This is a genomic window from Roseibium algicola, assembly GCF_001999245.1.
In the GTDB taxonomy this organism is placed as follows: Bacteria; Pseudomonadota; Alphaproteobacteria; order Rhizobiales; family Stappiaceae; genus Roseibium; species Roseibium algicola.
In genome coordinates this window covers 1,547,716-1,560,822 of the sequence record NZ_CP019630.1, presented here as the reverse complement: position 1 = coordinate 1,560,822, position 13,107 = coordinate 1,547,716, and the positions used below count along the sequence as shown (strand labels likewise).

Genomic DNA, 13,107 nt, shown 5'->3' with positions numbered 1-13,107 from the left:
TTTTTGAAAGGTTATCGCTGGCCGCATTCCACCAGGCGTGCCCCGGCACAAGGCCGGGGCTGCTGAAGGTTCAAGTGGCAGACGCAATCACGCGTCTGTCGGCTCTTCGTATGTGATCATCGCGATCACGCCTCCGAGCGGGTCGACAATCGTTGCCATGCGGCCGACGTTTGGAATGCTCATTGGTTCCATTGCAATCGTTGCGCCAAGCGCACGGGCCTTTTCGACACGCGCATCGACACTGTCGACAGTCACATACGGCAGCCAACGGGGACTTTCAGTTTCCATGGATGGGAAGCCGCCGATCATGTTTTCATTGTTCATGATCATGGTGTAGGGGCCTACGCCCACATCCACGGTTTTTGTGCCCCAGCCGAGCAGGTCGGAGTAGAAGGCCTGCGCCTTGGCACCGTCAGCGCAATGAAGTTCCATCCAGCTGAACGCGCCATGTGTTTGCGACGGAGTGCTCATGTCTTTCATCCTCTGTGTTGAAAACAATTGCCTGGCAGTGCCAGGTGATCAGAGGACGGCGGGCGACAGGCAGACCCGACAGGGGGACCAAAAAATATTTTTTTCTGATCGGATCTGAGCAAGACGAGGCTCGAAGCAGGCCTATGGTCCGCCAGAAACCTTCATTTTCCGGCGGATATGATCGCGATCGACATCGGTTCCCGCAAATTCCAGCGCTTTGCGGTAAGCGGCCTGAGCCTCTTCAGCCAGGCCCAGTTCTTCCAGAAAGGTAGCGCGGACAACGTGAAAGTTCGGGTAGCGCTCCAGAGAGCCAGCCAGTTTCTCCAGGCGGCACAAGCCGGCCTGCGCACCGTTCAGCTTTGCCTGGACCACGGCGCGGTTGAGCGCCACAACCGGTGAAGGCCGGATATGTTCCAGGGCACGGTAGAGCCGGTCGATCTCGACCCAGTCGGTGGTTGCGTAGGTTGCAGCCTGGGTGTGGGTCGAGGCAATGGCTGCCTCGATCTGAAAGGGGCCGGGCCGCGCCTTGCGCAAGGCGGCCTCAAGCAGAATGTTGCCTTCGGCGATCAGTTTCCGGTCCCAAAGCGAACGGTCCTGGTCTTCCAGCGTTACGGCAGCGCCGCTCCGGCTCAGCCGGGCCTTGCGGCGGGAATGCTGGATCAGGCAAAGGGCCAGCAAGCCGCGCAGTTCCGGTTCTTCGGGAAACAGCCGAACGATCAGGCGGGCCAGGCGGATCGCTTCCTCACACAGGGGCTCGCGGATCAGTTCTTCACCCTGTGAAGCCGCATAGCCTTCGTTGAAGATCAGATAGATGGCATTGGCTACGGCGGAAAGTCGCTCGGCTCGGGCCGTTCTGTCCGGTTCCTCATAGCTCAGTTTGGCCGCCTGCAGCCGTTTCTTGGCGCGCGTGATGCGCTGTTCCATGGTCTTGGCCTGTACCAGGAATGCACGGGCGATCTCCTCCACAGCAAGACCAGCGACAATTTTCAGGGAAAGGGCAATCTGCTGGTCCCGGCGCAGCACCGGGTGGCAGCAGGTAAATAGTAGGCGCAGGATGTCATCCCGGTAGACGGCATGATCCAGCGATTGGGTCAGTTCGTCTTCCGGGTGCGGGCCTTCGGGAAGAGGCTCGAGATCATCCGGTGCGGTGAGGGTTTCCTTTTTCCGTTTCCGCAGCGTATCGATGCCGGCATTGCGTCCGGCTATGATCAGCCAGGCAACCGGATCCGCCGGCATCCGGTCGGGTGACCACACCTTGAGCGCTTTCAACGAGGCGTCCTGAAAAGCATCCTCGGCAAGGTCAATGTCGCCGAAGACGCGGTTTAGCGCTGCCAGGACGCGCGGGCGGGCAGCCCTAAGATGCGCTGATAACCAGGCGCTCGGCATTCTTGAAATCGGCTCCCTCGAAGAATTCCACCGGACGAATTTCTATGCGACCATGATCCAGCGGCAGGATCTTCACCGCCTCGATGGCGTCCTCCAGTGTCGGGCAGTCGATCACGTAAAAGCCCATGAACTGCTCTTTCGTTTCGGCAAAAGGCCCGTCGGTGACAATAAAGTCGTCCTTGTCCTTGTTGATCGTGACCGACGTTCCCGTCGACATCAACTTGGTTGCAACGGCGAAAGAGTTGTTTGTCTTGGTGTGTTCGTGAAAGGCGCCGTGTTTCTGATAAACGGTGGCAAGCTCTTCCGGTGGCAGAGCATCAATGAAATCTTCGCTGGCGTAAATCAAAACGGAAAAAAGCATGTGGGTCCCTCCGGTTGCTTGGATTGATACCCAAGGAACGTGCAGGCGCGAGCTTATCCGACAGCCGACCGAAAAAAAGTGAAAACTTGCCTGCGATCAGGACATGGCCTGGCCGAAAGGGAGAGTTGCCGGCCGTTAAGCCGGGCAACTTCAGTCCGTGTGATCTTCTAGGCGTTGCCGATGAGAACGCCTGCCGCAAAGACCAGCGAACCACCGAGGACAACCTGGAAGGCTGCCCGCAGAAACGGTGTTTCCATGTAGCGGTTCTGGATCCAGGCAATCGCCCACAATTCGATGAAAACGATGAATGCGGCGACAGTTGTCGCTGTCCAGAATTCGGGAATGAGATAGGGCAGGGCGTGACCAAGACCGCCGAGGGCGGTCATGATGCCCGAGGCGAGGCCGCGCTTCAGTGGTGATCCGCGTCCCGAGAGCACGCCGTCGTCGTGGGCCGCTTCCGTAAAGCCCATGGAAATGCCCGCCCCGACGGAGGCCGACAGGCCGACCAGGAAGGTCTGCCAGGTGTCCTGCGTCGCGAAGGCGGCGGCAAAGATCGGAGCCAGCGTTGATACCGAGCCGTCCATCAAACCGGCAAGGCCCGGTTGGACGTAGGTCAGGATGAATTGCCGACGTTCGGTCTCGCGCTCCTGTTCCTGCACGTCGTCGGGCGTGTGTTTGGCTCCAAGGCGCTGGGCGAGACTCTCGTGGCCTTTCTCGGCAACCGCAAGATCGCCCAGTAGCTTGCGGGTTCCTGCGTCCGAAGTGCGCTTGGCAGCTTCGGTGTAGAAGCGATAGGCCTGCGCCTCCATTTCCTCGGCCATGGCACGGACTTTCTCCAGCCCGAGGGGGCGCACCAGCCAGTCGGGCTTGCGGTCGTAATAGCCGCGCACATGTTCCCGGCGTATGAGAGGGATCGTTTCGCCGAACCGCGCCCGGTGCTGTTCGATCAGTCTCCGCCGGTGCTGGTTTTCCTCTGCGGCCATGTCGTCGAAGACCTTGGCCGATTGCGGATACTGGTCACGCAGACCATCGGCATAGGCCTTGTAGATGCGGGCATCGTCCTCCTCGGAGGAAATCGCAAGCGCCAGGATTTCCTGTTCGGAAAGGGATGAGAAATCCCGCTTTCCCAGTCTGAAAACACGTCCGAACATCAATGCCTCTCACCCAGGATTACCATTTTGCAGGTGGACCGCCTTCAGGCAGGCAGCACGCCGGCCCCGAGCCGGTTCGATCACCGATCAGGTTATATTCGGATGTTAGCAAATTAAGAGAAGCCGAACCGATGCCAAGATGACGCATGTTTCATCGTCCCCGCAACCGGTTCGGCTGTCGGTGTCAGCCTATCCAGCCGTCACGCTTCAGGACCTGATAGGTCTCGTCGAGGGTTTTCTCGGCGGTCTTCACCAGAATATCTGCCTCCTCGTGGGTCAGGACCAGCGGCGGCGAAATGATCAGGCTGTCGCGCACTGCGCGCATGACCATGCCGTTGCCGAAGGAAATGTCGCGGCAGATGGTGCCGGCCGTGCCGACGTCCTTGAACGGTCGATGCGGATTTTTCTTGTCCGGCACCAGTTCCAGTGCACCGACAAGGCCGGTCATGCGGGCTTCGCCGATCAGAGGGTGATCGCCCAGCTTCAGCCAGCGTTCCTTGAGATAGGGACCGATATCGGTCTTGACGCGCTCGACCAGGCCTTCGCGTTCGATGATTTCCAGGTTGGCGAGTGCAGCCGCGGCGCAGGCCGGGTGACCGGAATAGGTGTAGCCGTGGTAGAACTCTTCACCCGAAAGCATCAGGCCTTCGGCCACGCGATCGGACACCATGACACCGCCCATCGGCAGATAGCCGGAAGTCAGGCCCTTGGCGATCGGCATCAGGTCCGGCTTCATGCCGTAGTGGGTCGAACCGAACCATTCGCCGAGACGGCCGAAGCCGCAGATGACCTCGTCGGAAACGAAGAGGATATCCCGTTCGTCGAGGATACGGCGGATTTCCGGCCAATAGGTTTCCGGCGGAATGATGACACCACCGGCGCCCTGGATCGGCTCGGCGATAAAGGCCGCAACCTTGTCCTCGCCGATCTCGTCAATGGCTTCTTCCAGTTTGCGCGCGGCAAAGACGCCGAACTCTTCCGGGCTCATTTCATGGCCTTCACCGAACCAGTAGGGCTGGTCGATGTGATGCACGCCCGGAACCGGAAGGCCGCCCTGCTGGTGCATGCCCTTCATGCCGCCGAGGCTGGTGCCCGCGAGCGTCGAGCCGTGATAGCCGTTCCAGCGGCCGATGATCACCTTCTTGTCCGGCTTGCCCATCTTGTCCCAATAGGTGCGGACCATGCGGAACACGGTGTCGTTGGCCTCGGACCCGGACGAACAGTAGAACACCCTGTTGATGTGATCGGGTGCCAGTTTCGCCAGCTTTTCAGACAAGGCAATTGCGGGCGGATGGGTCGTCTTGAAGAACGTGTTGTAATAGGACAGCTCGTTCATCTGCTTGTAGACCGCATCCGCAATCTCCTTGCGGCCATGGCCAACCTGCACGCACCACAGACCGGCCATGCCGTCGAGGATCCGGTTGCCTTCCGAATCCGTCAGCCAGATACCGTCGGCATGGGTGATCACCCGGCTGCCTTCCTGGTTCAGCGACTTCATGTCGGAAAAAGGATGCCAGTGATGGGCGGCATCGAGCTCCTGAAGGGCCTTGGTCGGATAGATGTTGGAATGGGCCGTCATTGGCGAACGCTCCGGATAGTGACAGACGGGATCAGACGTTGAGCAGCAGGTATTCCCGCTCCCAGGGGCTGATCACGGACATGAAGGTTTCAAATTCCTCGTATTTGATCGCGCGGTAGGTGGCGACGAACTGTTCGCCGAACACCTCGATCATCTCGTCGGATTTTTCGAACTTGGCCAGCGCCTCTGGCAGACCTCGCGGCAGGGACTTGGACCGTTCCGAGCAGTCGTCGGATTTCGGCGAATCCGGCTTGAGCCCGTGGACCATTCCCAGGTACCCGCAGGCAAGGCTTGCGGCGATCGCGAGATACGGGTTGACGTCGGACCCCGGTACCCGGTTTTCCAGACGACGTGCCTGGGCGTTGGAATAAGGCACACGCAAACCCACCGTGCGGTTGTCGTAGCCCCAGTAGACATTCACTGGTGCCGTCGAGGTCTTGGAGAACCGGCGATAGGAATTGACGAAAGGCGCCATGATGCAGGTGACCCGCGGAAGGAACCGCTGGTGACCGGCGATAAACGAAAGGAACGCCTGTGTTTCCTCGCCGTTTTCATCCGCGAAGATGTTGAGGCCGGTTTCCTTGTCGACCACCGACTGGTGAATATGCATCGCCGAACCGGGCTGGTTCGACATCGGCTTCGACATGAAGGTGGCATACATTTCGTGACGAAGCGCGGCCTCTCGGATGGTGCGCTTGAACAGGAACACCTGGTCGGCCAGGGCCAGCGGTTGGCCATGGCGCAGGTTGATTTCCATCTGCGCTGCGCCTTCCTCGTGGATCATGGTGTCGATCTCGAGGCCCTGTTGTTCCGACAGGTCGTAGATGTCGTCGATCAGGTCGTCGAATTCGTTCAGCGCGGAAATCGAATAGGACTGCCGGCCGACTTCCGGACGGCCGGACCGGCCCCGCGGCGGCTCAAGCGGATAGTCAGGATCCGTGTTCGGACGGACGAGGTAAAACTCGATTTCCGGCGCCACGACAGGCTCCCAGCCCTTGTCCTCGTAGAGTTTGAGAACACGCTTCAAGACATTGCGCGGGGCGGTCTCGACCGGTGCACCCTGCCGGGTGACAGCGTCGTGGATCAGCTGCGCGGTCGGGTCGCTTTCCCAGGGCACGGTGGTAAGGGTGCTGTAGTCGGGCTTGAAATAGAGATCGCCGTCGATGGGGTTGTGCTGAAACCAGTCGTCGTCGTCCGGATAATCGCCCGAGATCGTCTGCGCGAAGATCGAAGCAGGCATCGTCATCACCGGGCCGGAGAAAAACTTGCCAGTCGGCATCATCTTGCCGCGGGCAACACCGGCAAGGTCCGGAACGATGCATTCGATGTCCTGGATGTTGCGCGCGTTGAGCCAGTCACGGGCCGCATCGACATCGGGAACGCCGCGCAGGCTGTCGATCGGATTTTCGCTTTCGCTGGCAGGCGTTTCAGCAGTCACAAGAAGCTCCAATGGTTTTGGCACTTTGGCCGGGGCAGGGAAGGCCATTTGGACGGCAAACAGGGGCGTTATCAAGTGCCTGTCTGCATGGGGCTGTCCCGGGTCGGAGAAATCATTTTGTGATCACAAAATGACATGGCTTTCAAAAAGGATCAACCGCCTGATGCATTTGACAGGATTTCCTTGCCGAGAAGCCCCATGCCGTCGGCAATATCGGCCGCGATCGCAGCCCGCAGTGCAGCGCCGTCCTGATCTTCGATCGCGCGGATGGCTTCCTTGTGACGGTCCTCAAGACTGGCAGTGCCGACCCGTCCGTAAACCGTACGCATGAATGGCGCGAACTGCAGCCAGAGACTGTCGATCAGCGGCAGCAGAACCTTGGATCCGGACGCCCTGTAAATGCGGAAGTGAAAGGCGTGGTTGAGCCGCATGTAGGCTTCTGCATCGCCACTTGTGAGCCGCTCGTCGATGTCGTCATCGATCGATTGAAGGTCCTTTGCATCCTTGGATGTCAGGTGCGGCAGGGCCAATTCGGCCAGTTCCGGTTCCAGAAGAAGTCTTGCTTTCAGCACCTCGTCGAAGCGGGCCGGGGTCATGTCCGGTATCTGTACCCGGCCGTTCGGTTTCACCTCGAGAGCGTTTTCTGCCGCAAGCCGTTGCAACACTTCGCGCACTGGCATCGGGCTGACGCCAAGTTCTGCGGCAAGCCCCCGGATTGTCACGGCTTTTCCAGGTATGAAACGGCCTGTAAGCAGCCCGGACCGGACGGCGTTGTCGACCTGCCCACGGGTTGCACCACGGGACGTGGAGGGGCCGCTGGCCTCCTTCACGGGGCCGGATTGCAAAGCGGATTGCCGAAGGGCCAAAGACGTCCTCCCGAAAAAGTCAAACGGTCAATTTATGCGATCCCGCTTGACAGCGTTTTCCGAAAGTGATCACATTTTTGAAAAGGACGCAAACAAAAGCTGCCGGCCGCCGCAGGAGTGCGGACGGCTCAGTCCAGCAAGACGCAGGGGCGTAAAAACTCTAAATGAACGAGCTTCCCCACCAGATCCTCGAGCATCCGGCGCTGCCCGGCTGGAAGACGGACTTCGAGGCCTTCATGGCCGCCCATCCCGATCTTGATACGCTCGAGGTCATTCTACCCGATACCAACGGCGTGCTGCGCGGCAAGTGGTTGCCGGGCAAGGCGCTCGAAAAGGTATTCGAGGGCGGCGTGGCCTTTCCCTATTCGCTTTACGGGCTTGATGTCTGGGGGCGCGAGGTCGAGGCCACCGGCATGCATCTGGAAACGGGTGACAAGGACGGTGTCTGCTGGCCGATCCCCGAAACGCTGAAGCTTGTTCCCTGGACCGACCGCAAGACCGCCCAGGTGCTTTTGTCCATGTACGATCGGGACGGCGATCCGTTCCTGGCAGACCCGCGTCACGTGCTGGAAAACATGGTCGACCGGCTGAAGGACGAATTCGGCGTGACCGCCACCTGCGCCTTCGAGTTGGAATTCTATCTGTTCGAGGAAAGTGACGGCGACTGGACGGAGCAGCCCAAGCCGTTGTTCTCCACCCATCTCGGCCCTGCCCGCCAGAACATGTACGCGCTGTCCGACCTGGAGGCCTTGCTGCCGGTGGTGGACGATCTGCGGAAGGCCTGCGAGGTTCAGGGCATTCCGGCGGACGCCGCAGTTTCCGAAGCCGCGCCCGGCCAGTTCGAACTCAACCTGCACCATCGCCGCAACCCGCTCCTGGCGGCCGATGACGTTGTCATGCTGCGCCGCCTGGTGGCAGGTGTTGCCCGCAAGCACGAACTCAAGGCGTCCTTCATGGCCAAGCCTTTCGTGGAATGGCCCGGCAACGGCATGCATGTGCACGTGTCCATGGAAGACGATAACGGCAATTTGTTCGCGGATCCGGAAACCGGCGCAGACCGGCTGGGATATGCCATCAACGGTCTTTTGAAGACCATGCCGGAAGCTCTGTTGCTGTTCATCTCCACCTTCAACGGCTTCCGCCGAATGCAGCCGGGATCCTATGCTCCGGCTTCCATCTGCTGGGGGTACGACAACCGCTCCGTGGCCCTGCGGGTTCCGGCCTCGACACCGGAAGCTGCCCGTGTCGAACACCGGATCGCGGGCGCCGACGCCAACCCCTATCTTGTGCTGACGGGCATTCTCGCCGGCATGATGGAAGGCCTCAGGCTGAAAAAGGATCCGCCTGCGCCCGTGACCGGCAATGCGTATGAGAAACGCAAGAAGCGACTGACCCCCTGGATGGACGAAGCCATTGATGCTTTTGAAGCCTCCAAGCTGATGAAACAGGCGGTCGGAAAGGAAATGCACAAGGTACTTACCGAGATCAAACGGGAGGAACTGAACGAATTTGGGCGGGAGATCTCGTCGCTTGAGCGACAGACGTATTTGTGATCGGCTGCTGCCCAAAATCGACGCTGGACAAAAACCGGCGCCATAGCCAATCTGCGGGACAGACAAGACGCAAACAGCGCAAATGTCCATTTGCATTCAGGCACTAGGCCATCAAAGGGCCACTGACAAAACTCTGAGGGGAGTTCTCAAATGACGTTTAAATCCATGTTGACCGGGGTCGCCGTTCTCAGCCTGATGAGCGGTGCTGCATTCGCCCAGGACAAGGTCGTGAATGTCTACAACTGGTCCGACTACATCGACGAGACCATCCTGGAAGACTTCACCAAGGAAACCGGCATCAAGGTTGTCTACGACGTGTTCGACAGCAACGAAGTGCTGGAAACCAAGCTGCTGGCAGGCGGTACCGGCTACGATGTCGTCGTGCCGACCGGAACCTTCCTGGCTCGCCAGATTCAGGCCGGTGTTTTCTCTGAACTCGACAAGTCCAAGCTGACCAACCTGTCCAACATGTGGAAGGACATCGAGGCCCGCGTCGACAAGTATGATCCGGGCAACAAGCACTCGATCAACTACATGTGGGGCACCACCGGCTTCGGCTACAATGTCGACAAGGTGAAGGCCGCGCTCGGCGACAACCCGCCGGTGGACAGCTGGGATCTCCTGTTCAAGAAGGAGAACATCGAGAAGCTGAAGGATTGTGGCGTGTTCATCCTGGACGCTCCGACCGAGTTGATCCCGGCTGCCCTCAACTATCTGGGTCTCGATCCGGACAGCAAGGATCCGGCGGAAATCGAAAAGGCCGGTGAGCTCCTGATGTCGGTTCGCCCGTACATCCAGAAGTTCCATTCTTCCGAATACATCAACGCTCTTGCCAATGGCGATATCTGCCTTGCGGTCGGCTGGTCCGGTGACGTTCTGCAGGCGCGCGACCGTGCGGCGGAAGCCGACAACGGTGTGACCGTCGAATATTCGATCCCGAAAGAGGGCGCGCTGATGTGGTTCGACCAGATGGCGATCCCGGCCGATGCTCCGCACAAGGAAGAGGCGCACGAGTTCCTGAACTACATCATGCGTCCTGAAGTGATGGCGAAGGCTTCCAACGTCGTCTACTACGCCAACGGCAACAAGGCGTCGCAGGAATTCCTCAACGAGGACGTGATCGGGGATCCGGCGATCTACCCGACCGAGGAAGCGGTGAAGAACCTCTACACCGTCACCCCCTATCCTCCGAAGGTGAACCGGGTCGTGACCCGCACCTGGACCTCGGTCAAGAGCGGACAGTAAGCGAACACGAACACCGCCGGGCCCTTTCCAAGGGTCCGGCGATTTAGTCTTGGGAAGGTCTCTTAGGGGTGGGAGATTGTTTTGGCGAAGAAATCGATTGGACCGGTGCGTCGGGCCTATAGCCCGTGGGACGATCCGGACAAGGCACCATTTATCGAATTCCGGAATGTCACAAAGAAGTTCGGTGATTTCACCGCGGTCAAAGACCTGTCCCTGAAAATCTACGAGCGCGAGTTTTTCGCGCTGCTTGGTGGCTCGGGCTGTGGCAAGACCACCTTGATGCGCATGCTGGCGGGTTTCGAGACGCCGACATCAGGGCAGATCTTTCTGGATGGCCAGGACCTGGCCGGAATTCCGCCCTTCAAGCGTCCCTCCAACATGATGTTCCAGTCCTACGCGCTGTTTCCGCACATGAGCGTCGAGAAGAACATTGCCTTCGGTCTGAAGCAGGACAAGTTGCCGGCCTCGGAAGTTGAAGCGCGCGTGTCCGAAATGCTGCGGCTGACCAAGCTGGAACAATTTGCCAAACGTCGTCCGCACCAGCTTTCCGGCGGTCAGCGCCAGCGCGTCGCGCTGGCTCGCTCGCTCGCCAAGCGCCCCAAGGTGCTGCTGCTGGATGAACCGCTCGGCGCGCTTGACCGCAAGCTGCGCGAGGAAACCCAGTTCGAGCTGATGAACATTCAGGAAGAACTGAAAATGACCTTCCTGATCGTGACCCACGACCAGGAAGAAGCCATGACAGTGGCCGATCGTATTGCCGTCATGGACAAGGGCGAACTTGTGCAGGTTGCGACCCCGGCCGAAATCTACGAAGCGCCCAATTCCAAGTTCGTTGCCGACTTCATCGGCGACATCAACCTGATCGAAGCCAACGTCGTCGAGAAGTCGGACGCCGGTACGAAGCTGCGTTCGGTCGCGGACAACTTCTCCATCGAAAGTGATCAGGTGACCGATGCCGCCGTCGGCGACCGGGTCTGGTATGCCATTCGTCCGGAAAAGGTCCGCATTGCCCAGGGGCGCCGCGAAAAGGGCGTCCCCAACAGGATCGACGGCGTTGTCTGGGACATCGCCTACCTGGGGGACATGTCGATCATCCATTCGAAAGTCGGTGACGACGACGGCGATACGTTGCGCGCGACCTTCGCCAATGTCTCGCGCATGGTCGAAAACCCGATCACCTGGGATGACGAGGTCGTCATGTCCTTCGACCGGGACGCCGGCGTCATTCTAAAAGGGTAGGAGGAAACGATGTCCGACGTACACGTTCCCGCTCAACCCAAACGGACGCTCGGCGGCTGGCTGCTGATTTCGGTTCCATACATCTGGCTGCTGATCTTTTTTCTGGCGCCGTTCCTGATCGTCTTCAAGATTTCCCTGTCCCAGGTGGCCGTCGCCATTCCGCCCTATGTACCAACCTTCGATCTGGCAGAAGGCTGGAACGGTATCTGGCAAAGCGTCTCGGAATTCTCCTTCGAGAATTATGTCTGGCTGACGGAAGACGACCTCTACTGGAAATCCTATCTGTCGTCGGTTGTCATCGCGGCTATTTCAACGCTTCTGACGCTCATCATTGGCTACCCGATTGCCTATGGCATGGCACGCAGTCCGCAATCCTTGCGTCCGACGCTGCTGATGCTGGTGATCCTGCCGTTCTGGACCAGCTTCCTGATCCGCGTCTACGCCTGGATCGGCATCCTGAAAAACGAAGGCCTGCTCAACCAGCTTCTCCTGATGCTCGGCATCATCGACGAACCGCTGGTGATCATGAATACCAACATCGCGGTCTTTATCGGCATCGTCTATTCCTACTTGCCGTTCCTGGTTCTGCCGCTTTATGCCAGCCTGGAGCGGCTGGACGGCAGCCTTTTGGAAGCCGCCGAAGACCTTGGATGCCCACCCTGGAAGGCCTTCTGGAAAATCACCGTGCCGTTGTCGCTGCCCGGTGTCATCGCGGGGTGTTTCCTGGTGTTTATTCCCGCCGTCGGTGAATTCGTCATCCCGGATCTTCTTGGCGGGTCCAACACCCTGATGATCGGCAAGACGCTTTGGGTCGAGTTCTTCAACAACCGCGACTGGCCGGTGTCTTCTGCGGTTGCCGTGATCCTTCTGATGATCCTGGTGGTTCCGATCGTGCTCTTCCAGAACCAGCAGCAGAAAATGTCGGAGAGAGACGGATGACGCGCGGCCCGACCTGGTTCAACATCACCTCGCTGGTGGTAGGCTTTTCGTTCCTTTACCTGCCCATCGTGCTGCTGGTGATCTACTCCTTCAACGAGAGCCGTCTGGTGACGGTCTGGGGCGGGTTCTCCACCAAGTGGTACGCGTCGCTGCTGCAGAATGATCAGTTGCTCGATGCGGCCTGGGTGACCCTGCGGGTTGCCTTTGCGTCGGCCACACTGGCAACGATCATCGGCACCATTGCTGCACTTGTGCTGGTGCGGTCCGGACGCTTCGTCGGCCGGTCTCTGTTTTCCGGCATGATCTTCGCGCCGCTTGTGATGCCGGAAGTGATCCTCGGCCTGTCGCTGCTGCTGCTGTTCGTGGCCATGGACTATACGCGCGGATTCTGGACCGTGATGCTGGCGCATACCACCTTTGCCAGCTGTTATGTGGCCGTTGTCGTCCAGTCGCGTCTGGTAGGCTTCGACAAGTCGATCGAGGAAGCCGCAGAAGACCTCGGCTGCCCACCGGTGAAAACCTTCTTCCTGATCACCTTGCCGATCATCCTTCCAGGGGTCATTGCCGGCTGGATGCTGGCCTTCACCTTGTCTCTGGACGATCTGGTGATCGCCAGCTTCACCACGGGACCAGGCGCCACCACGCTGCCAATGAAGATCTACTCACAGGTGCGTCTTGGCGTGACACCGGAAATCAATGCGGTCTGTACCATTCTCGTTGCTCTGGTCACCATGGGCGTGATTGCCGCCTCCATTGCTACCAAGCGGCAACAGGCGCAAAAAGAACGAGACGAAAGGGCGGCCTTTGGCGCGGAAGGGTGATGATTTCCGAAGCTTCCAGAAGTCGGTGATATTCTGTAGACAATACTGAATTTTAACA

Annotated in this window: 12 protein-coding genes; 5 read left to right on the top strand and 7 right to left on the bottom strand. The window is 59.2% G+C overall.

The features are described 5' to 3' along the window. Positions 1-87: 87 nt before the first annotated feature. The 7 genes from B0E33_RS07255 to B0E33_RS07225 all read right to left on the bottom strand — a co-directional run bounded on the left by B0E33_RS07255 (position 88) and on the right by B0E33_RS07225 (position 7,252). Positions 88-471 (bottom strand): VOC family protein, encoded by a 384-nt coding sequence (locus B0E33_RS07255; RefSeq protein WP_031269808.1) that lies wholly within the window; start codon positions 469-471, stop codon positions 88-90. A 141-nt stretch (positions 472-612) separates the two neighbouring features. Then, positions 613-1,857 (bottom strand): RNA polymerase sigma factor, encoded by a 1,245-nt coding sequence (locus B0E33_RS07250; protein ID WP_077290809.1) that lies wholly within the window; start codon positions 1,855-1,857, stop codon positions 613-615. Continuing rightward, positions 1,826-2,218, bottom strand: coding sequence for a YciI family protein (locus B0E33_RS07245; protein ID WP_023002194.1), 393 nt, complete (start codon positions 2,216-2,218; stop codon positions 1,826-1,828). The genes B0E33_RS07250 and B0E33_RS07245 overlap by 32 nt, the downstream gene beginning before the upstream one ends. 167 nt (positions 2,219-2,385) lie before the next feature. After that, entirely contained in the window at positions 2,386-3,369 is a 984-nt protein-coding gene (gene mbfA, locus B0E33_RS07240) for an iron exporter MbfA (RefSeq protein ID WP_077290808.1), read from the bottom strand. 184 nt (positions 3,370-3,553) lie between these two features. Further along, positions 3,554-4,948 carry an aspartate aminotransferase family protein gene (locus tag B0E33_RS07235; protein ID WP_023002192.1) on the bottom strand — a complete coding sequence of 465 codons (1,395 nt, stop codon included), beginning with the start codon at positions 4,946-4,948 and terminating at the stop codon, positions 3,554-3,556. A 31-nt stretch (positions 4,949-4,979) separates the two neighbouring features. Then, the gene (locus B0E33_RS07230) at positions 4,980-6,434 is read right to left on the bottom strand and encodes a glutamine synthetase family protein (RefSeq protein ID WP_023002191.1); all 1,455 of its coding nucleotides are present in this window, start codon (positions 6,432-6,434) and stop codon (positions 4,980-4,982) included. 104 nt (positions 6,435-6,538) lie between these two features. Continuing rightward, entirely contained in the window at positions 6,539-7,252 is a 714-nt protein-coding gene (locus tag B0E33_RS07225; RefSeq protein ID WP_208984407.1) for a GntR family transcriptional regulator, read from the bottom strand. Between the two features lie 164 nt (positions 7,253-7,416). Here B0E33_RS07225 and B0E33_RS07220 point away from each other — a divergent pair, with 164 nt between their 5' ends. The 5 genes from B0E33_RS07220 (at position 7,417) to B0E33_RS07200 (ending at position 13,049) form a co-directional block, all read left to right on the top strand. Further along, positions 7,417-8,805, top strand: a complete 1,389-nt coding sequence (locus tag B0E33_RS07220; protein ID WP_023002189.1) for a glutamine synthetase family protein — start codon at positions 7,417-7,419, stop codon at positions 8,803-8,805. A gap of 150 nt (positions 8,806-8,955) precedes the next feature. After that, positions 8,956-10,050: a polyamine ABC transporter substrate-binding protein gene (locus tag B0E33_RS07215; RefSeq protein WP_031269801.1), complete on the top strand. Its 1,095-nt coding sequence runs from the start codon at positions 8,956-8,958 to the stop codon at positions 10,048-10,050. Positions 10,051-10,131: 81 nt separating this feature from the next. Continuing rightward, entirely contained in the window at positions 10,132-11,289 is a 1,158-nt protein-coding gene (locus B0E33_RS07210; protein ID WP_077290807.1) for an ABC transporter ATP-binding protein, read from the top strand. A 9-nt stretch (positions 11,290-11,298) separates the two neighbouring features. Then, entirely contained in the window at positions 11,299-12,228 is a 930-nt protein-coding gene (locus tag B0E33_RS07205; protein WP_077290806.1) for an ABC transporter permease subunit, read from the top strand. Further along, positions 12,225-13,049: an ABC transporter permease gene (locus tag B0E33_RS07200; RefSeq protein WP_023002185.1), complete on the top strand. Its 825-nt coding sequence runs from the start codon at positions 12,225-12,227 to the stop codon at positions 13,047-13,049. The genes B0E33_RS07205 and B0E33_RS07200 overlap by 4 nt, the downstream gene beginning before the upstream one ends. The last annotated feature ends 58 nt before the right edge of the window (positions 13,050-13,107 follow it).

Coding starts and splice junctions, on each gene's coding strand:
- B0E33_RS07255 (WP_031269808.1), bottom strand. CDS start 471: ATGAGCACTCCGTCGCAAACACATGGCGCGTTCAGCTGGATGGAACTT.
- B0E33_RS07250 (WP_077290809.1), bottom strand. CDS start 1,857: ATGCCGAGCGCCTGGTTATCAGCGCATCTTAGGGCTGCCCGCCCGCGC.
- B0E33_RS07245 (WP_023002194.1), bottom strand. CDS start 2,218: ATGCTTTTTTCCGTTTTGATTTACGCCAGCGAAGATTTCATTGATGCT.
- mbfA (WP_077290808.1), bottom strand. CDS start 3,369: ATGTTCGGACGTGTTTTCAGACTGGGAAAGCGGGATTTCTCATCCCTT.
- B0E33_RS07235 (WP_023002192.1), bottom strand. CDS start 4,948: ATGACGGCCCATTCCAACATCTATCCGACCAAGGCCCTTCAGGAGCTC.
- B0E33_RS07230 (WP_023002191.1), bottom strand. CDS start 6,434: ATGGCCTTCCCTGCCCCGGCCAAAGTGCCAAAACCATTGGAGCTTCTT.
- B0E33_RS07220 (WP_023002189.1), top strand. CDS start 7,417: ATGAACGAGCTTCCCCACCAGATCCTCGAGCATCCGGCGCTGCCCGGC.
- B0E33_RS07215 (WP_031269801.1), top strand. CDS start 8,956: ATGACGTTTAAATCCATGTTGACCGGGGTCGCCGTTCTCAGCCTGATG.
- B0E33_RS07205 (WP_077290806.1), top strand. CDS start 11,299: ATGTCCGACGTACACGTTCCCGCTCAACCCAAACGGACGCTCGGCGGC.
- B0E33_RS07200 (WP_023002185.1), top strand. CDS start 12,225: ATGACGCGCGGCCCGACCTGGTTCAACATCACCTCGCTGGTGGTAGGC.